Here is a 17,592-nt window from a genome sequence, read left to right on the forward strand (position 1 = left end):
AACCGGCTGATTGCCGCAATGCCGTGTGCGCGTGGTCGACGGCGCTATCGTCCCTCCACCTCCCTCACATATACAAATGCCACCCCGCGGAGTCATAGCTCACGAACTGCCCGCTGGTTGCGATCTGGGTGCCGTTCATCACCCATGATGCGACGCCCTGGGTGGAGCTGTTCTCGAACACGAGGTCGGATTTTCCGTCGCCGCTGAGGTCGCGCACCGCGTCGAAGTGCCAGCCGCCGGCGGCGTTGATGATGCCGATCTGCGAGCTCGCCGTGACCTGGGTGCCGTTCATCTGCCAGATCGCGACGCCGTGGGTGGTGTCGTTGAGGAAGAGCAGGTCGGTCTTGCCGTCGCCGTTGAAGTCGCCGGTATCCTGGAAGTGCCAGCCGCCGGCGGCGTTGACGACGCCGATCTGGGGCGCGTCGGTGATCCGGTTGCCGTCCATCTGCCAGATCGCGACGCCGTGGGTGGTGTCGTTGAGGAACAGCAGATCGGTCTTTCCGTCGCCGTTGAAATCGCCCGTCGTGGTGAAGTGCCAGCCGGCGGCGGCGTTGACGGTGCCGATCTGCGAATTGTCCGCGATCTGGGTGCCGTTCATCTGCCAGATCATGAGGCCGTGGGTCGATGCGTTCGAGAACAGCAGGTCGGTCTTGCCGTCGCCATTGAAATCACCGGTGCTGGTATAGGCCCAGCCGGCCGCCGCGATGCCGATCTGCGGTGCCGCCGTGATCTGGGCGCCGTCGATCTGCCAGATTGCGACGCCTTTGGTGGTCGCGTTCAGAAACAGCAGGTCGCTCTTGCCGTCGCCGTTGAAGTCGCCAGTGCCGGTGTAGGCCCACCCGCCCGCGGCATTGTAGATTCCGATCTGCGGTCCCGCGACGATGTTGTTGCCGTCCATCTGCCATTCGGCGATGCCGTGGGTCGAAGAGTTGATGAACAGCATGTCGGCCCTGCCATCGCCGTTGAAGTCGGCATTGCCGATGTAGTCCCAGCCGGCGGCGCCGTTGATGGTGCCGACCAGCAGATTGGCCGACATCTGCGTGCCGTTCATCTGCCACTGGTAGACGGTGTGGGCGGTATTGTTGATCAACAGCATGTCGCTCCTGGCGTCGCCGTTGAAATCGTTCACCGCCTTGTTCGGCACGCCGACGAAATCGTCGAGGTTCAGATTGGCCTTCGTGACGTTCTGAAGCGTCAGGGTGTCGCCGTTGGCGAAGCTGAACACGGTGTTGGCGCCGATCTGGGCCGCCTGTCCCAGGGCATGGGCGAGATCCGTATGGAAGGCGGTCAGGTCGATCCGGTCATCGGTATGCGCGCCGGCGACGAAATCGGTGATGGTGTCGAAGCCGTCGCCGGGGTTGAACACGAAAAAGTCGTTGTCGACGCCGCCGGTCAGCATGTCGGTGCCGACGCCTCCGGCCAGGATATCGTTGCCGACCTCGCCCCGCAGATAATCGTCGCCGCCGCCGGCGTAGATCACATCGGTCAGCTCGGTGCCGAGAATCCATTCTCCCGCGCCGGTGCCGGTGAAGGTGACCGTCAGCGTCGCGGCGTTGAAGCTGTGGCTGACGTCGCTCGTGCCGTAATAGTATTGAGACGCAGCGACATCCACCGTCCCCAGCGAAACCGTCGTGCTCGGACGGTTATATGACATTACCGTGTAGCTGGCATTGTCATGCGCGGGGTCGATCGTCGGCGTGCCCTCGAACGGATGCTTGAAGCCGAGCGCGTGCCCGATCTCATGAAGCGTGACCGAGTAACCGCCACGGCCGGGCGCCATGATGGCATCATTGCCGGCGTAGAAATTGGCGTTCAGGAAAACGTCGCCGCCGAGATTGTTGTAGGCGGGGGTGTAGAGCGTTGTGCCGCCCGCATTGGTGGTCTGATACTGCGGGAAATATCCGAAGCCGGCGGCCTGCTGCCCGTTGGAGGCGAGCTGTCCGGTCATGTCGTACATGTTGAAGCGGACCTGCCCGCCGACCGCTTCGGGGACTTCGATGAACGAAATCCCGCTGGCCGCCGCCCATACGCTCAGGGCCTGGCGAATATCGTCCTTCTGTGCGTCGGAAAACGCCGAGAAGCCCGGCCGGGCGACGGTGTCGTAGGACGCACGGGCGGAGTTGAAGCTGAAGGTGACGACGACCGCCGTGCCGAGCGGCGCGTCGGTATTCCACCGCGCCGTCTGTACCGTTCCGGTGATCGAGAGGATATCGTTGTCGACGGGCATGACGGCTCCTGCTTCCGGAGCCGCACATAGATTCTCTGGCGACAGCAATCAGCCTGTCGCGAACGCTCCCCAGCTCCCCGCGGAGGACGATATTCAGCCTCATTTCCGGAGTCAATCACGCCGCGCGCGCAGTGCTGTTGTACACCCTGCGTTGTGATGCGGACGCTCGCGGGCGCTGGAGCGCCCGCGGGACCGCGGATCAGTTCGACTTCGTCGCGGGTGTCGCCGCCGGTTGGGCTGCGGCCTGCGGGGCGCGGCCGACGACGACGGTCAGCAGGCCCTGGCCCCAGAGCCGCCTGGCGGCAACCTTGGCGTCGTCCAGCGTCACCGCATCGACGATGGCGTTGCGCTTCTCGATATAGTCGATCGGCAGCTTGTCCTGCTGATATTGCAGCAGCGCCTGCGCCAGCTTCGAGGAGGTGTCCAGCGCCAGCATCTGCGAGCCCTTGAGGTAGGACTTGGCCTCGTCGAGCTCCTTCTGCGTCGGACCTTCCTCGGCAATGCGGCGCACTTCCTTCTCGATGGCGTCGATGGTGTCGCCGGCGCGATCGGCACGGGTGCCGGTGTTGCCGATGAAGACCGCCGAATGCTGCATCCAGAGCAGCGATTCGAACACCGAATAAGCCAGGCCGCGCTTTTCGCGGACCTCGCGATAGAGCCGTGAGGACAGTCCGCCGCCGCCGAGGATGTGGTTGACGACATAGGCCGCCATGAAGGTCGGGTCGCTGCGCTTCACGCCGGGGCCGCCGAAGGTGATGACGGTCTGCGGCACGTCGAGCGGCACGAAGGCGCGCTGCGGCGGTTTTGCCGCCTCGATATCGGCGATCGGCGTGAGATTGGCCTTTGCGGGCAGGCTGCCGAAGGTGTGGTCGAGCAGCTTGCCGAGAGTCTCCGGATCGACATCGCCGACCACCGCCACCTTCAAAGTGTCCTTGGCGAGCACGCGGCCGACATAATCCTTCATGTCGGCGACCGTGATGGTCGGCACGCTGTCGAGCGTGCCGTTGGTCTGCCGGCCATAGGGATGATCGCCGAAGGCGACCTCGAGGAACTTGCGGCTGGCCAGTGACGACGGGTTGGTGGTCTCGCGGCGCAGGCCCGAGATCACCTGCGAGCGGATGCGTTCGACATCCGCGGTGTCGAAATGTGGCGAGGTCAAAGCCGTCCGCAGCAGGTCGAAGGCCTCGTCCTTGTTGTCGCGCAGCATGCGCAGGCTGCCGCGGAAGGTATCGCGGCTGGCGCTGAAGGAGAGCTCGATGGCGCGGCGATCGAGCCGCTCATGGAAGGTCTTGGAGTCGAGATCGCCGGAGCCCTCGTCGAGGAGATCTCCGACGAGGTTGGCGACGCCCGACTTGTCCTTGGGGTCCTGGGCCGAGCCGCCGGCAAAGGAATATTCCATGGCGATCAGCGGCACGGTTGCGTCCTGGACGAACCAGGCCTCGATGCCGCCGGGGGAGACCAGGCGCTGGATCTTTGCGGCCGCCTGTGAGGGCGAGATGGAAGCGAGCGCCAGCGCCGCGCCGGTGGCAAGGGACAGCGCGAAGTGACGCGTGCGAAGGAAGGAATAGGTCACGAACGCTTCTCCTCGCGCTTGGTCGCGGTGGTGTCCTTGATCAGATAGCCCGTCACGGAACGCTTCTTCTCGAGCCATTTTTGCGCCACGGCGCGCACCTGATCGGCGGTGACGGCGCGAATGCGGTCGGGCCAGCTCCTGATGTCCTCGACCGACAGGCCCGTGGTCAATGCCCCGCCATACCAGCGCGCCAGCACCGCCTGATTGTCCTGAGCGTAGATCGCTTCCGCAATCAGCTGGGTCTTCACGCGCTCAAGGTCCTCGGCGCGGATCGGGTTCTGTGCGACGTCGGCGATGACGCCGTCGATCACCTGCTCGACGTCGGCGAAGCTGACGCCCGGCTTCGGCGAGGCCGCCACCGCGAACTGCGTCGGGTCGAGCGAGATGCTGGAATAGCTGGCGCTGGCGGAGACCGCGAGCGGCTTGTCGACGACGAGCGCGCGGTAGAGATAGGAGTTGCTGCCGCTGCCCATCAATTGCGCGAGCACGTCGAGGGCCGCGCTCTCGCCGGCCGCGGCGGTCGTTGCGGAGGGCACGAGATAATAGCGCCGCACGCTGGGCTGCTCGACGCGCGGGTCGGCCAGGGTGACGGTACGCGGCGCCGCGGGCGCCGGCTCCTGTGGACGGATGCGGCGTTCAGGGATTGCGGGCTGGGCCGGGATCGAGCCGAAATTCCGTTCGACCAGCGGACGGATATCCGCGGCCTCGACGTCGCCCGCGATCACCAGGATCGCGTTGTTCGGCGCATAGAAGCGGCGGTAGAAGGCGAGCGCATCCTCGCGGTCGAGCTTCTCGATCTCCTGATGCCAGCCGATCACCGGCCGGCCATAGGGATGGTTGAGATAGAGCGCGGCCATGACCTGCTCGCTGAGCCGCGCCTCCGGATTGTTGGCGACGCGCATGTTGTACTCTTCGAGCACGACGTCGCGCTCCGGAAGCACGTTCTCGTCCTTCAGGATGAGGCCGGTCATGCGGTCGGCCTCGAACTCCATCATGGTCGGCAGCTGCTCTTTCGGCACGCGCTGGTAGTAGTTGGTGTAGTCGACCGAGGTCGAGGCGTTCTCGTTGCCGCCGACGCGGAGCACGGTCTGGGAGAATTCGCCGACCGGATGCTTCGACGTGCCCTTGAACATCAGGTGCTCGAGGAAGTGCGCGAGGCCGGACTTGCCCGGCGTCTCGTCGGCGGAGCCGACCTTGTACCAGATCATCTCGGTGACCACGGGCGTGCGATGATCGGGGATCACCACGACCTGGAGGCCGTTGGGAAGCGTGAAGCTGGCCGGCGGGGCCGATGTCACCGTGGTCTGGGCGAGGGCGGCGCCGGCTGAGAGGACACTGGTCGAAAGCAGCGCGGCAAGGAGGCAGGCAACCGATCGGTTCGCGGACATCATGATCCCTGGTGAAAGGCCGAGTCCGGATGTCCGGCTCGGAGGCACGGCATGGTACGCCGTGCGGCTGAGGCTTCGCATCACGAAGCAGAGAACTCAACGCGTAGGCAAGTTACTGATAGGCAATTTAGGCGCCGTGTCCGGCGTGCATAAAACGCCGGCACCAGGTTCGCGCCTGTCAGGATGTCGCGGTGGACAGGAACGTTACTGTTCCTTGTCCTTGCCCGACATGATGTCGAAATAGGTCCGCCGCGACTTGTCCTCGCCGGCGCCATAGGCATAGCTCGACGAAGGCGTCTGATAGCCCGGCGGCGGCTCGGTCAGCGACTGGCGCGGCGGCTCGCTGGTGAACTGCTTGGTCTCGCCCTTGCCGCCGACGCCCTTCACCATGTTCCACAGGCCGCCGGTGAACCCGAGCTCGGCGGGGCTGAGCGAGGGGTTGCCGTTGGTGCCCGGCTGGATCGGATCGTTGCTGGTGCGCTCTGGGGCAGCTGCCGTGCCGGCTCTCATCTCGGCGGGCGTCAGGGGCTGGGCGGCCTGCCAGTTCTCGGTCGCCTTGACGGCCTTTTTCCGCTGGGCGATGGCCTCCTTGCGGCGCCGTTCGTCGGGGTCCTTGGGCCAGTTCGGCGCGTTCTTGGCTTCGGTGCCGGCGGGAGGCGGCAGGTCGAGCTTGGGCGGCACCACCAGCGGCGACCGCTCGCGGTACTCGATGCCTCTCTTTTCCATGCTTTTGGCACCGATGCCGGACATCAGATTGTCGATAAGCTTCTCTTCGAAGGTCATGTCGTCATCATCGTCGCCGTCGTCACCGGCACGGACCGGGCCGGCCGTCATGACGAGGCCGATGCCGAGCGCGACAGCGGACAATTTCAACGCCCGCCAGAACCCCGATTTGGGGTCTCGAACCATCGAACCGCTGGTCTCCGAGCTGCGCATCACTGTACCTGTTCCATATTGTGGCAGATTGCTGCTCTTTGCCGCTCATACGCGGCCAATCCTCGCAAAAAGCAAGGTTCCGCCTGCCAGCCCGTATCGGCCGGGATCAGGGCGCTTTTGCGGCGGGTACCCCCAGGAAGGAATCATACAATAGCCCCGCCACCCCGGCAACGATGGCCACGTCCGCGAGGTTGAACACGTACCAATTAAAAGTATTTCCGCCGATCTCGATATGGAACAGGGCGAAATCGACCACCGCGCCATAGGCGAAGCGGTCGATGCCGTTGCCGATGGCGCCGCCGATGATCAGGCCGAGGGCGACGGTCGCCAGGCGGGTGTGCGACCGGGCCATCCAGATCGCCAGCGCGACCACGGCGATGGCCTTGACCGCCATCAGCGCGATCTGCGCTGCCTGGCTGTCGTTCTGGAGCCAGCCGAAGCTGATGCCGATATTCCAGGCCAGCACCAGGTCGAAGAACGGTGTCACCTGCACCACGCCCTTACGGGCGAGGTCGAACACGTTCAGCAGCCACAGCTTCGAGGCCTGGTCGGCCAGGAGCGTGATGACGGCCGTGAAGATGCCGGCGCGGAGCGGGGCCATGGCCGGGGATCAAACCCCCACCCCCAGCGCCTTCCATTCGCGTAGCGCCTGGGCGTCGCGCGGGGTGACGTCGGGGTATTCGGCATCTTCGCCGACCGTCGGCGAGATCTTCCAGGACCGGGCGCATTTGGTGCCGACCGCCTTCTCGACGACGACCGCGACACCGGGCACCGCATCGAGACGGAACGCGTTGGCCGGCGCCTCGCCCTCGCGCACCTCGTAGTTCGAGGTGATGCAGACTTCGGCGAGATCGGTGTCGAACAGCGTCGCCAGCATGTCGCGGTCGGCCAAATAGATCACCGGCGAGGCCTCCAGCGACGAGCCGATGTTCTTGGCGGCGCGTTCGAGCTCCAGCGCGCCGGTGACGACGCGGCGGACGTTGCGGATGGTCTCCCATTTCGCGGCGAGCTTGTCGTCGCGGAGCTGCTCGATATCGGTGGGGAACAGCGTCAAATGGACCGACGGCTCCGCACCGGGGCGGAACATCCGCCAGGCTTCGTCGGTGGTGAAGCTCAGGATCGGTGCGAGCCATTTCAGCAGGGCATCGCACAGCAGCTCGATCGCGGTGAGCGCGGCCTTGCGCGCCACCGAGGACGGCGGATCGCAATACAGCGTGTCCTTGCGGATGTCGAAGTAGAACGCCGACAGCTCGGAGTTCATGAAGGCCGATAGGCTTGCGACCACGGTCTTGTAGTCGAACGCGGCATAGGCCTTGCGGATGGTTTCGGCGTGGCCGGCCAGCTCGTGCAGCATCAACCGCTCGAGCTCGGGCATCTCGGCGTAGGCGACCTTCTCGCTCGCCTTGAAGTGATGCAGCGTTCCAAGCATCCAGCGGATGGTGTTGCGCAGCTTGCGATAGGTCTCGATGGTGTTCTTCAGGATCTCCGGGCCGATGCGCTGGTCGTCGGCATAGTCGGTGGCGCAGACCCACAGGCGTAGGATGTCCGCGCCCGAATCCTTGATCACCTTCTGCGGCTCGATGGTGTTGCCGATCGACTTCGACATCTTGCGGCCGTTCTCGTCGAGCGTGAAGCCGTGGGTCAGCACGAAATCGTAGGGCGCGCGGCCGCGGGTGCCGGCGCTTTCCAGCAGCGAGGAATGAAACCAGCCGCGATGCTGGTCGCTGCCTTCCAGATACATCACGGTGTCCTGGCCGCCGTCGACCTTGCGGACGATGTTGCCGAGCTGCGGGAAGTTCTGCCGGTCCTCGAGCACGAAGGCGTGCGTGGAGCCGGAATCGAACCAGACGTCGCAGATGTCGTCGACCTTCTTCCAGTCTTCAGCTGAGCGAGATCCGAGGAAGCGTTCGCGGGCGCCGTCCATGTACCAGGCGTCGGCGCCTTCCTCCATGAAGGCTTCGCCGATGCGCTGGTTGACGATCTCGTCCTGCAGGATCTCGGCCGAGCCGTCGCTCTTCTCGCGCACGAACACGGCGATCGGCACGCCCCAGGCGCGCTGGCGCGAGATCACCCAGTCCGGACGGTTGGCGATCATGCCGTTGATGCGGTTCTCGCCCGACGGCGGCACCCATTGCGTGACCGAGATCGCATGCAGCGCGCGGGCGCGCAGCGTGTCGCCCTTCTTCGCATGGCCGTTCTCGCTGATGTCCTTGTCCATCGCGATGAACCATTGCGGCGTGTTGCGGAAGATCACCGGCTTCTTCGAGCGCCAGGAGTGCGGATATTGGTGCTTGAGGCGGCCGCGCGCGAGCAGCTTGCCGGCCTCGATCAGCGCCTTGATCACGGCCTCGTTGGCGTCGCCCTTCTCGCCCTTGTCGTTGAGCACGCGCTTGCCGGTGAAGCCGGGTGCGTGATCGGTGAGCGCGCCATTTTCGTCGACGGTATAGGGGATGGTGGTGTTGATGCCGCGCGCATCGAGCTCGCGCACATTGGTCATCCAGACGTCGAAGTCCTCGCGACCATGGCCGGGCGCGGTGTGCACGAAGCCGGTGCCGGTATCGTCGGTGACGTGATCGCCGGGAAGCAGCGGGACCGTGAATTCGTAACCGCCGCCGACGCCTTTCAGCGGATGGGCGCATTCCACCGCATCGAGCGTGTCGGCCGGGATGTCGCGCACCTTCTTGTAGGTGGTGACACGGGCCTGCTTGAACACGCTTTCGGCCAGCGCATCCGCCAGGATCAGGAGATCGCCGTTTTTGGCCCAGTTATCCGCAGGCGCGTCGGTGACCTCATAGAGGCCGTAGGCGATCTTCGGCGAGAACGAGATGGCGCGGTTGCCGGGCAGCGTCCATGGCGTGGTGGTCCAGATCACGACACTGGCGGAGGCCAGCGCGCCGTGTGCCGGCGACGTGACGGGAAACTTCACCCACACCGTGTCGGAGGTGTGATCCTCATACTCGACCTCGGCCTCCGCAAGCGCGGTCTTCTCGACCACGCTCCACATGACGGGCTTGGAGCCGCGATACAGGGTACCGTTGGCGGCGAACTTCATCAGCTCGCGGGCGATCTGCGCCTCGGCCGGATAGCTCATGGTCTGATAGGGATGATCCCAGTCGCCGATGATACCGAGCCGCTTGAACTCCTCGCGCTGCACGTTGATCCAGTGCGTCGCATAGGCGCGGCATTCTTTCCGGAATGCCACCATCGCGGCGGAGTCGCGGAAGTCCGGCTTCTGCTTGCCCTTCTTGCGATAGTTCTCCTCCTCGATCTTCCATTCGATCGGCAGGCCGTGGCAGTCCCAGCCGGGCACGTAATTGGAGTCGAAGCCGAGCATCTGCTGGCTCTTGGTCACGACGTCCTTGAGGATCTTGTTCAGCGCGTGCCCGATATGGATGTTGCCGTTGGCATAGGGCGGGCCGTCATGCAGCACGAATTTGGCGCGGCCCTCGGCTTCCTTGCGCAGCTTGTCGTACAGGCCGATGTCGTTCCAGTATTTCAGGATTTCCGGCTCGCGCTGCGGCAGGCCGGCGCGCATCGGGAATTCGGTCTGCGGCAGGAACAGGGTTTTCGAATAGTCTTTGACTTCAGAATTTTGGGACTTCTGCGGCTTTTCGGACATGGGGCTGACTGGCTCGGAATGGCGCGGGAACGGATGGCGATGCGGAATCGCGGGGTGAAACGGCGAAATCCCGGTCTTGCGCCGAGCCGAAAGCTCAGGCGGAAGCCGGGCCGCTAATCCCTATGATGCGCCGCGCAAACATGGGCCCTCCATAGCAGCCGGGCGGGGGAAGCGCAAAGGGTGAGATGCCGGACAAGGGGCGGTTGCGGTTTTCTTCAAAGAGGCTAATTTATTGAAGCGAGGAGAGAATTCCATGAACGCCGCGCCGCTAGCCGAGGTGTTGGAAGAGCTGAAGGAGCTTCGAAGGCACGGGGGAGCCGATAGCGACGTGCTCTCCAAGGCCGAGCAGCGTCTGCGCGTTTTTTCGGTTGAGATGGCTTCTGCCGTGGGCGCTCCGGGGCGTGAGGCGCTGGTTCGGCTGCTCGATATCAGCACGCTTGCGACCCGCGTTTTCGGTGGCGCGGAAAGGGCTGAAGCCTGGCTGACCCGCCCGAATGCTTCACTCTCCGGTCAGAGACCGCTCGACCTGGTAAAGGATGAACTCGGCGCCTCGGTCGTGCGTGAGATGCTGGAGCAGATCGATCACGGAATTTTTGCCTGAGCCCGCAAGATGGTGCTCTGGCGAATTTCCAACTACGTCGATCTTTCCGGGGTAGGCGGCTTGAGGGCCGCAGGCCGATGGCATTCGTAGGGCCGGCGGATCGTCTATCTCGCCGATCATCCATCAAGCGCGTTGCTGGAGATGCTGGTCCACATGGATCGGGATCTCATCCCGCCGACCTACCAATTGCTGCGCGTCGCGGTCCCTGACGACATTGTCGTTGAAGCCATCGGGCCGGAATTGCCGCAAGATTGGCGGACCCAGACGATGGTCTGCCGCGATATCGGAGACCGTTGGCTCGACCGGTCAGCGAGTGCGCTCTTGCAGGTGCCGTCCGCGATCAGTGTCAGGGGAGCCAATTTTCTCCTCAACCCTACGCATCTCGATGCCGCGCGCGTCAGCGTGGCTGAAGTGATCCAGGCGCCATTCGATCCGCGCCTGCTCGCCTGATGTTCGATCAATCGACGGCGCCAAGCCGCGGAAACGCGTCCGGGGCGGCGGCCAGCATGGCGCGGGCGCGGGCGGAATCGTCGTCCATCTGCCGGATCAGGGCTTCCAGGCTGTCGAATTTCAGCTCCTCGCGGATGAAGCCGACGAAGGCGCAGTCGAGCGCCTGCCCGTAGAGGTCGCCCTTGAAGTCGAACAGGAAGATTTCCAGCAGCGGCGCGCCATTATCAAAGGTCGGGCGGCGGCCGAAGCTTGCAACCCCGTTGAGCCGCTCGGTGCCGCGGCCGACCCGCACCGCGTAGATGCCATGCTTGAGGCCGCAATTGGCATCCAGGCGGATGTTGGCGGTGGGATAGCCGAGGTCGCGGCCGCGCTTCTCGCCATGGATCACCTCGCCGGTGATGAACCAGGGGGCGCCCAGCATGGTGGTGGCCTCGTCGATGAGGCCTTCGGCGAGCGCGATCCGGATCGCGCTGGAGGAAACCGGCCGCTCGTCGATGTCGATATGCGGCTGGACGTCGACCTCGATGCCGAGCCGGGGTGCCTCGTTGACCAGCAGGCTCGGCGACCCGACCCGTCCCTTGCCGAAATGGAAGTCGTAGCCGACCGCAATTCCGCTGACGCCGAGGCGTCCGATCAGGTCATGGTGAATGAAGTCTTGCGCACTGGTGCCGGCACGGGCCTTGTCGAAGGTCATGACCACGGCGCCGGCAAGCCCGGTGCCGGCCAGGAGCCGCAGCTTGGCCCGCTCGTCCGTCAGGCGGAATTGCGGGGTGTTCGGGCTGAAAAACCGCCTTGGATGCGGCTCGAAGGTCAGCGCCAATGCAGGGCGGCCATGCAGCCGGCCCATCTCCAGGGCCGCCGCGATCACCGCCCGGTGGCCAAGATGAACCCCGTCGAAATTGCCCATGGCGACCACGGCACCCCTTAAAATCGCGGAATCCGGCGTTGCGTCGCGGATAACGGTAAAATGCGGGGCCATCAGGGGAATTCTCGAAGCGGCAGGACCGGTTCGGACCGTGGCTTGACCGGCCGGATGAAGTCAAGCGGCAGGGGCGCGGGGCGGATTGAACGTGATTCAATCCTTCCGGGGCGCCCGCGATTAACGCGCTGTTTAACGCCTTGGTGCTAGTGCTTGGAATGTGGAACTGCAGGGCCAGAGTCCCGGCAGGTCCGATTGTAACATTCCTGGGTTTGCGTTGGGGGAGTCGAGATGGCGGTTGATTTGTCGATGTCGGTTCTGGTGGTTGATGACTACAGCACCATGATCCGTATCATCAGGAATCTGCTGAAGCAGCTTGGCTTCGAGAATATCGATGATGCCAGCGACGGTTCGGCAGCGCTGAACAAGATGCGCGGCAAGAAGTACGGGCTCGTGATTTCCGACTGGAACATGGAGCCGATGACGGGTTACGACCTGCTGCGCGAAGTGCGTGCGGATCCGAACCTCGCCACCACGCCCTTCATCATGATCACGGCGGAATCCAAGACCGAGAACGTGATCGCGGCCAAGAAGGCCGGCGTGAACAACTACATCGTCAAGCCGTTCAACGCGGCGACGCTGAAGACCAAGATCGAAGCGGTCTTCCCGGACATGGCGAGCGCGTAAGCGCGCAATCGAAGCCATCGGTTGATTTCGGAAGGCCCGGGCGGTTGTCCCGGGCTTTCTGTGTCGCTGCGTCGTCCTTTCGGAACGGCGGAGATCACCACTTCAATTCGCGCATCAGCGCCTTCGGCGGGTGGCCGAACAATTCCATCACCGAATTCGGGTCGAGCTGGTCGAGGCCCTCGAACTCCTCGGCATGGATGCCGCGGGTGACGAACAGGCAGTCGATGCCGAATTCCCGCGCGCCGGTGAGGTCGGTGCGGACGGAATCGCCGATCGCCAGCACCTTTTTCCGGTCGATCGGGTGGCCCTGGCGTTCCCCGGCCAGCCGCATCGCGCGCTCATAGATCGGCCGGTGCGGCTTGCCGTAGAAGATGACCTCGCCGCCCAGTTCGCGATAGAGTTCCGCGATCGCGCCGGCGCAATAGATCAGCCGGTCGCCGCGCTCGACCACGATATCGGGATTGGCACAGACCAGCGTCAGCTTGCGCTCGCGCGCCTTCAGCATCATGCCGCGATAGTCTTCCGCGGTCTCGGTCTCGTCGTCATAGAGGCCGGTGCAGACGATGTAGTCGGCCTCTTCGAGCGGCGCGGTCGTCGCATCGAGGCCGCGATAGATCGAGTTGTCGCGCTCGGGCCCGAGCCAGAACATCTTGCGGCCGGGATGCTCGGCGACATAGAGCCGGGTCAAATCGCCCGAGGAGACGATCGCGTCATAGGTCTCGTCGGCGACGCCGAGCTTGCGCAATTGCCGCTGCACGGAGTCGGCCGGACGCGGCGCGTTGGTGATCAGGATCACCGTACCGCCGCGGCTGCGATAGGTGTGCAGCGCCTCGCAGGCCTCGGGGAAGGATTCCAGGCCGTTATGGACCACGCCCCAGATGTCGCTGAGCACGACGTCGACCCCGCCCACGAGCTCGCGCAGGCTTTCGGCGAAATGCAGCGTGGTCATGACGCGCGGGGCCGATCAGATGCGGCGCGCGAGCGCAGCGTTGCCGGTGATGCGTTGGGCTGGAGGCGCAGCTGACGTCGCGCCAGATGTGGTGCCTTGGCTGGGGGAAGCGGAGCCATTTGATCCCTGAATATCCTGCGCCTGGTTCGGCGAGGCCCCGCCGGTAGCAGATGCCCCTTCCGGCCGCAATGGCCGGGGCGGCGCGAACAGGAACCCCTGGCCGAACCGCACGTCATAGTCGAGCAGATCGACGACTGCGCGCTCGCCCTCGATCCGTTCGGCGATCAGGTCGATGCCGAAGCGGCCGAGCAGGTCGGAGAGGTCGGAGGGATGGATGTCCGAGGTCGACGCCTGTCTCGGATCGAGCAGGAGCGAGGCCGGCACCTTGATGAAGCGTACGCCGCGGTCGGCGAGCTCGCGCGGCTCGATGCGCAGATCCGTGACATGGTCCATCGAGAAGCGGAAGCCGCGCTGGGCCAGCGCCGCGAGGTTCTCGGTCTCGGCCGGGCCGAGATTGCGGAAGGTTGCCTGCTTGAACTCCAGCACCAGCGAGGGTGCCAGCGCCCGGTTGGCTTCGAGGAAGTCGAGGCACTGCGCGAAACTGGTGGAATTACCGAGCGTGGAAGCCGCGACGTTGCAGAACACGCCGACATCCTTGTTGCGCACCATCAGGCGGCGCAACACCTGCACACAGCGCAGCATCACCATGTTGTCGATGCGCCCGATCAGCCCGGAGGCTTCCGCAATGCTGATGAATTCCTCGGCGGCGAGCAGCTGATCGCGCTCGTCGCGCGCCCGGGTCACGGCCTCGTAGAACCGCACCTTGCGCTGCGGCAGCGTCACCATCGGCTGCAGGAAGATGTCGATGCGGTTCTCGTCGATCGCGTTGCGCAGCGTCGCCAGCAGCTGGGTCTGGTTGCGGCCGTTGACCGTCTGAGCTGCATGGGCGGTCTGAACCGCCGGCGCCGGCCGCGGCGGCGCTGCCGGCGCCGGCCGCGGCGGCGCTGCCGGGATCGGGGGAGGGGCAACCGGCCGCTCCTCAGGCATTGCAATCAGGTCGATCGGCGCCTCGGGCTCCGGCCTGGCGGTCGGCGCGGGGGCCGGCGTCGGCGCGTTGCCGGCCAGCAGATCCTCATGGGTCGATACGGTGGTGGCAAGCTGCCTGACCAGGCCGCCGAGCTCGTTGATCTCGCCGACCACCGACTGGATGCGGTCGGCGTTGGTCGAATTGGACGAGGCGATGCGTCCCTCGATCGCGGCCAACCGGCGGCCGAACTCGGCCACCTGGCGGGCGAGGTCGGCGGTGCCGCGGGAGAGGTCGGCGATCTGGCCGCCGACGTCGCTGCGGTCGCGCAGCCGCATCGACACTGCGTTGTAGAGGATCAGGAAGGTCAGCGCGGTCAGCGCCACGATGGCGGATTCGGTTCCGCTGATGCCGGCGACCGAGTAGAGGACAAGCCCGAGCGAGGCCGCGACCAGAACCATGCAGATGGCGATGAAGATCGTCGAAATGCGAATCATGCCGCGCGTTACGCCTCAAAGAGCTACTGCCTCACCCGGGAAAACACGGGCCGTTGTGCGACCCCGTCGCGCCTCATGCTCCCCCTTTGGCCGCATGACCCTAACATCATTGTTGATTCGAGGGGATAGCGGCCTCGTTGCGGCTTCGGAGCATGATCCGGAAAAGTGTGCAGCGGTTTTCCGAAAAGATCATGCTCAAACGACCTAAGTCAGGCCGGCCCGGCGAAAGCCTTCGAGGTAGCGCTCGCGGTCGGCGGCGAGCTTGACCGGCATGAACTCGGCGATCCAGGCGAGCGAGACGTTCGGCTGGGCGCGGCGGAGTTCTTTCAGGGCTGCGCGGGCGATCTCCGTATGCCCGGCCATGCCGGCGGCTGCGGTCAGCACCCGATGCGCGCCGACGAAATCGCTGCGCTGGCGCAGGGCTTCCTGGGCGAGCCGGATCGCCTCTGAATCGTCGCCGCCGAGGAAGCGGGCATAGGCGGCGATGCCGAAATAGACGGGGGTGTAGGGATCGCGCGGGCTGAGCCGGATCGCCCGCCGCGCCGCCGCGTCGGCGTCCTGCCAGCGGCCGCAATAGCCCAGCGCCAGCCCGTAATAGCCCTGTGCGAGCGCGAAGTTCGGATTGAGTTGCAGCGCGGTCTCGAATTCGGCGAGCGAATCGTCGAACCGCCGCACAAACAGATTGACGTGGCCGAGCGCATTGTGCGCCCAGGCATCCTCGTCGTCGGAACGGATCGCGGCCCGCGCCGCGGGCTCGGCGGCGGAAATGGCGCTCGCCATCTCCATCCAGCCCATATGCGCCGTGAACATGTAGCTGGTGCCGAGCAGGCCGAGCGCCTTGCCGTAGTTGGGGTCGAGCGCGATGGCCTTTTCGAGCAGGGCTTGGGCCGCGAGGTGATCCTGCCGTGTCACACGCCAATAGTGCGACAGCGCGCGCATCACCAGATCCCAGGCGTCCATGCTGTCGGGCGGCTTGCGCTGGGCGCGAAAGTTCTCCGCCGCGTAGAGCTGCGGCTCGATCGCGGCGACGATGGCTTCGGTGATCTCGTCCTGGACGGCGAAGACGTCGGCAAGCTCCCGGTCGTAGCGTTCGGCCCAGAGATGACTGCCGGTGGCGACGTCGTTGAGCTGGGCGGTGATGCGGACCCGGTCGCCGTCCTTGCGGACGCTGCCCTCGACGACGTAGCGCACGCCGAGCTCCTCGGCGACCTGTCGCAGATGAACCGGGCGGCCCTTGTAGATGAAGGAGGAGTTGCGTGCGATCACGAAGAACCAGCGCAGTTTGGACAGCGCGGTGATGATGTCCTCGCTGATGCCGTCGGAAAAATAATCCTGCCCGGCCTCGCCGCTCATGTTGGTGAAGGGCAGAACGGCGATGGCGGGGCGGTCCGGCAGTGGCAAGCCAGCCGGTGCGGCCGCCTTGTCCGGCACGGCGCCTGAGGAAAGTTCTGTCACCTCGCCGACGAAGCGGATGCCCTTGCGCGCAATGGTGCGGATCAGCCGCTGCTCCTCGCCATTGTCGTTCAGCGCGCGCCTTGCGGCGTTGATCCGGCTCGTCAGCGTCGATTCCGAGACGACGCGGCCGTTCCAGACCGCGTCGAGCAGATTGTCCCGCGTCACCACGCGCTCGCGATTGCGGACGAGATGAAGCATGAGATCGAACACCTGGGGCTCGAGCGGGATCAGCGTCTCCGCCCGCCGCAATTCGCGGCGCTCGGGATCGAGCACGAAATCCTCGAAATGAAATGTCACGCTGCGCCTCGGCTTCGCTTGGGAAATCAAGGTGCTCTCAGCGTAAAATAACGCCGCTCTCAAGGCCAGCGATGCACATGCGCCCTATCGTCCCGGTGTTTTCAACCGCAGGAGAATTGCCATGTCGACATCCGCCGCGCTCAAGCCGGCCCTCGCTCAACCCGATCTTGCCGCCGTCAAGCAGCGCCAGCACGGCGCCTGGTCGTCCGGCGACTATGCCGTGGTCGGCACCACCTTGCAGATCGTCGGCGAGCAGCTCTGCGAGGCACTCGACCTGCGCGCCGGCAGCAAGGTGCTGGACGTCGCGGCCGGCAACGGCAACGCGACGCTGGCCGCGGCACGGCGCTGGTGTGACGTCACATCCACCGATTATGTTCCGGCGTTGCTCAAGCGCGGGCAGGAGCGCGCGGCTGCCGACCATCTGACGGTCGAGTTCCGCGAGGCGGACGCCGAGGCGCTGCCGTTTGCAGACGCGAGCTACGATGTCGTCGTCTCGACCTTCGGCGTGATGTTCACGCCGGATCAGGACAAGGCGGCCTCCGAGCTCGCGCGGGTCTGCAAATCAGGCGGCAAGATCGGCCTCGCCAACTGGACGCCGCAAGGCTTCATCGGTCAGCTCTTCAAGACCATCGGCAGGCATTTGCCGCCGCCGGCCGGCGTGAAGTCGCCAGCGCTCTGGGGCACGCCCGCGCGGCTCGAGGAAATGTTCGGCAGCCAGGCCTCCGAGATCGTGGCCGAGCCGCGCATGTTCGTGTTCCGCTACCGCTCGCCGGATCACTGGCTCGATGTCTTCAAGACCTTCTACGGGCCAACGCTGAAGGCATTCGCCGCGCTCGACGAGAGCGGTCAGGCGGCGCTGAAGCGCGATCTCCTGGCGCTGCTCGGTGAGTTCAACCATGCCGACGACGGCACGATCGTCGTGCACAGCGAATATTTGGAGGCCGTGATCACCAGGCGTTGAGGCGAAGCT

14 protein-coding genes are annotated in these 17,592 nt (G+C 65.1%); 4 read left to right on the forward strand and 10 right to left on the reverse strand.

Annotation, left to right across the window (positions count from 1 at the left end; translation table 11 throughout):
• Positions 1 to 64: 64 nt before the first annotated feature.
• The 6 genes from PMI42_RS22640 to ileS all read right to left on the reverse strand — a co-directional run bounded on the left by PMI42_RS22640 (position 65) and on the right by ileS (position 9,743).
• Positions 65 to 2,227 carry an FG-GAP-like repeat-containing protein gene (locus PMI42_RS22640; protein ID WP_008138339.1) on the reverse strand — a complete coding sequence of 721 codons (2,163 nt, stop codon included), beginning with the start codon at positions 2,225 to 2,227 and terminating at the stop codon, positions 65 to 67.
• 199 nt (positions 2,228 to 2,426) lie between these two features.
• Positions 2,427 to 3,800: a M16 family metallopeptidase gene (locus PMI42_RS22645; protein WP_008138340.1), complete on the reverse strand. Its 1,374-nt coding sequence runs from the start codon at positions 3,798 to 3,800 to the stop codon at positions 2,427 to 2,429.
• Positions 3,797 to 5,188, reverse strand: a complete 1,392-nt coding sequence (locus PMI42_RS22650) for a M16 family metallopeptidase (protein WP_008138342.1) — start codon at positions 5,186 to 5,188, stop codon at positions 3,797 to 3,799. The genes PMI42_RS22645 and PMI42_RS22650 overlap by 4 nt, the downstream gene beginning before the upstream one ends.
• 204 nt (positions 5,189 to 5,392) lie before the next feature.
• A complete protein-coding gene (locus PMI42_RS22655) occupies positions 5,393 to 6,124 on the reverse strand; it encodes a hypothetical protein (protein WP_008138343.1) in 732 nt (243 codons plus the stop codon).
• A gap of 106 nt (positions 6,125 to 6,230) precedes the next feature.
• Complete coding sequence (lspA, locus tag PMI42_RS22660; protein ID WP_008138345.1) at positions 6,231 to 6,725, reverse strand: signal peptidase II; 495 nt, start codon at positions 6,723 to 6,725, stop codon at positions 6,231 to 6,233.
• Between the two features lie 9 nt (positions 6,726 to 6,734).
• Positions 6,735 to 9,743, reverse strand: coding sequence for an isoleucine--tRNA ligase (gene ileS, locus PMI42_RS22665; protein ID WP_008138348.1), 3,009 nt, complete (start codon positions 9,741 to 9,743; stop codon positions 6,735 to 6,737).
• A 253-nt stretch (positions 9,744 to 9,996) separates the two neighbouring features.
• Here ileS and PMI42_RS22670 point away from each other — a divergent pair, with 253 nt between their 5' ends.
• On the forward strand, positions 9,997 to 10,344 hold the full coding sequence (locus tag PMI42_RS22670) for an MbcA/ParS/Xre antitoxin family protein (RefSeq protein WP_008138349.1): 348 nt from the start codon (positions 9,997 to 9,999) through the stop codon (positions 10,342 to 10,344).
• 99 nt (positions 10,345 to 10,443) lie between these two features.
• Positions 10,444 to 10,794: an RES family NAD+ phosphorylase gene (locus tag PMI42_RS22675; RefSeq protein ID WP_283805801.1), complete on the forward strand. Its 351-nt coding sequence runs from the start codon at positions 10,444 to 10,446 to the stop codon at positions 10,792 to 10,794.
• A 7-nt stretch (positions 10,795 to 10,801) separates the two neighbouring features.
• Here PMI42_RS22675 and PMI42_RS22680 read toward each other — a convergent pair whose 3' ends face one another.
• The gene (locus PMI42_RS22680) at positions 10,802 to 11,773 is read right to left on the reverse strand and encodes a bifunctional riboflavin kinase/FAD synthetase (protein WP_008138353.1); all 972 of its coding nucleotides are present in this window, start codon (positions 11,771 to 11,773) and stop codon (positions 10,802 to 10,804) included.
• A gap of 231 nt (positions 11,774 to 12,004) precedes the next feature.
• Between PMI42_RS22680 and PMI42_RS22685 the strand changes: the two genes are divergently transcribed.
• A complete protein-coding gene (locus tag PMI42_RS22685; RefSeq protein WP_007596883.1) occupies positions 12,005 to 12,400 on the forward strand; it encodes a response regulator in 396 nt (131 codons plus the stop codon).
• 94 nt (positions 12,401 to 12,494) lie between these two features.
• Here the strand turns inward: PMI42_RS22685 and PMI42_RS22690 are convergent, their stop codons facing one another.
• From PMI42_RS22690 to PMI42_RS22700, 3 genes are all read right to left on the reverse strand, one after another.
• On the reverse strand, positions 12,495 to 13,349 hold the full coding sequence (locus PMI42_RS22690) for a TIGR01459 family HAD-type hydrolase (RefSeq protein WP_008138355.1): 855 nt from the start codon (positions 13,347 to 13,349) through the stop codon (positions 12,495 to 12,497).
• 15 nt (positions 13,350 to 13,364) lie between these two features.
• Positions 13,365 to 14,870, reverse strand: coding sequence for an EAL domain-containing protein (locus PMI42_RS22695; protein ID WP_008138357.1), 1,506 nt, complete (start codon positions 14,868 to 14,870; stop codon positions 13,365 to 13,367).
• A 204-nt stretch (positions 14,871 to 15,074) separates the two neighbouring features.
• On the reverse strand, positions 15,075 to 16,622 hold the full coding sequence (locus PMI42_RS22700; RefSeq protein ID WP_008138359.1) for a winged helix-turn-helix domain-containing protein: 1,548 nt from the start codon (positions 16,620 to 16,622) through the stop codon (positions 15,075 to 15,077).
• Between the two features lie 121 nt (positions 16,623 to 16,743).
• Between PMI42_RS22700 and PMI42_RS22705 the strand changes: the two genes are divergently transcribed.
• A complete protein-coding gene (locus tag PMI42_RS22705; RefSeq protein WP_008138361.1) occupies positions 16,744 to 17,583 on the forward strand; it encodes a class I SAM-dependent methyltransferase in 840 nt (279 codons plus the stop codon).
• Positions 17,584 to 17,592: the final 9 nt, after the last annotated feature.

The sequence above is a fragment of the Bradyrhizobium sp. YR681 genome (genome assembly GCF_000282615.1).
Taxonomy (GTDB): domain Bacteria; phylum Pseudomonadota; class Alphaproteobacteria; order Rhizobiales; family Xanthobacteraceae; genus Bradyrhizobium.

What these genes read in the sequence shown, in the direction of transcription:
- PMI42_RS22640 (WP_008138339.1), bottom strand. Translation starts at nt 2,227, where the DNA reads ATGCCCGTCGACAACGATATCCTCTCGATCACCGGAACGGTACAGACG.
- PMI42_RS22650 (WP_008138342.1), bottom strand. Translation starts at nt 5,188, where the DNA reads ATGTCCGCGAACCGATCGGTTGCCTGCCTCCTTGCCGCGCTGCTTTCG.
- PMI42_RS22655 (WP_008138343.1), bottom strand. Translation starts at nt 6,124, where the DNA reads ATGCGCAGCTCGGAGACCAGCGGTTCGATGGTTCGAGACCCCAAATCG.
- lspA (WP_008138345.1), bottom strand. Translation starts at nt 6,725, where the DNA reads ATGGCCCCGCTCCGCGCCGGCATCTTCACGGCCGTCATCACGCTCCTG.
- ileS (WP_008138348.1), bottom strand. Translation starts at nt 9,743, where the DNA reads ATGTCCGAAAAGCCGCAGAAGTCCCAAAATTCTGAAGTCAAAGACTAT.
- PMI42_RS22670 (WP_008138349.1), top strand. Translation starts at nt 9,997, where the DNA reads ATGAACGCCGCGCCGCTAGCCGAGGTGTTGGAAGAGCTGAAGGAGCTT.
- PMI42_RS22680 (WP_008138353.1), bottom strand. Translation starts at nt 11,773, where the DNA reads ATGGCCCCGCATTTTACCGTTATCCGCGACGCAACGCCGGATTCCGCG.
- PMI42_RS22685 (WP_007596883.1), top strand. Translation starts at nt 12,005, where the DNA reads ATGGCGGTTGATTTGTCGATGTCGGTTCTGGTGGTTGATGACTACAGC.
- PMI42_RS22690 (WP_008138355.1), bottom strand. Translation starts at nt 13,349, where the DNA reads ATGACCACGCTGCATTTCGCCGAAAGCCTGCGCGAGCTCGTGGGCGGG.
- PMI42_RS22695 (WP_008138357.1), bottom strand. Translation starts at nt 14,870, where the DNA reads ATGATTCGCATTTCGACGATCTTCATCGCCATCTGCATGGTTCTGGTC.
- PMI42_RS22705 (WP_008138361.1), top strand. Translation starts at nt 16,744, where the DNA reads ATGTCGACATCCGCCGCGCTCAAGCCGGCCCTCGCTCAACCCGATCTT.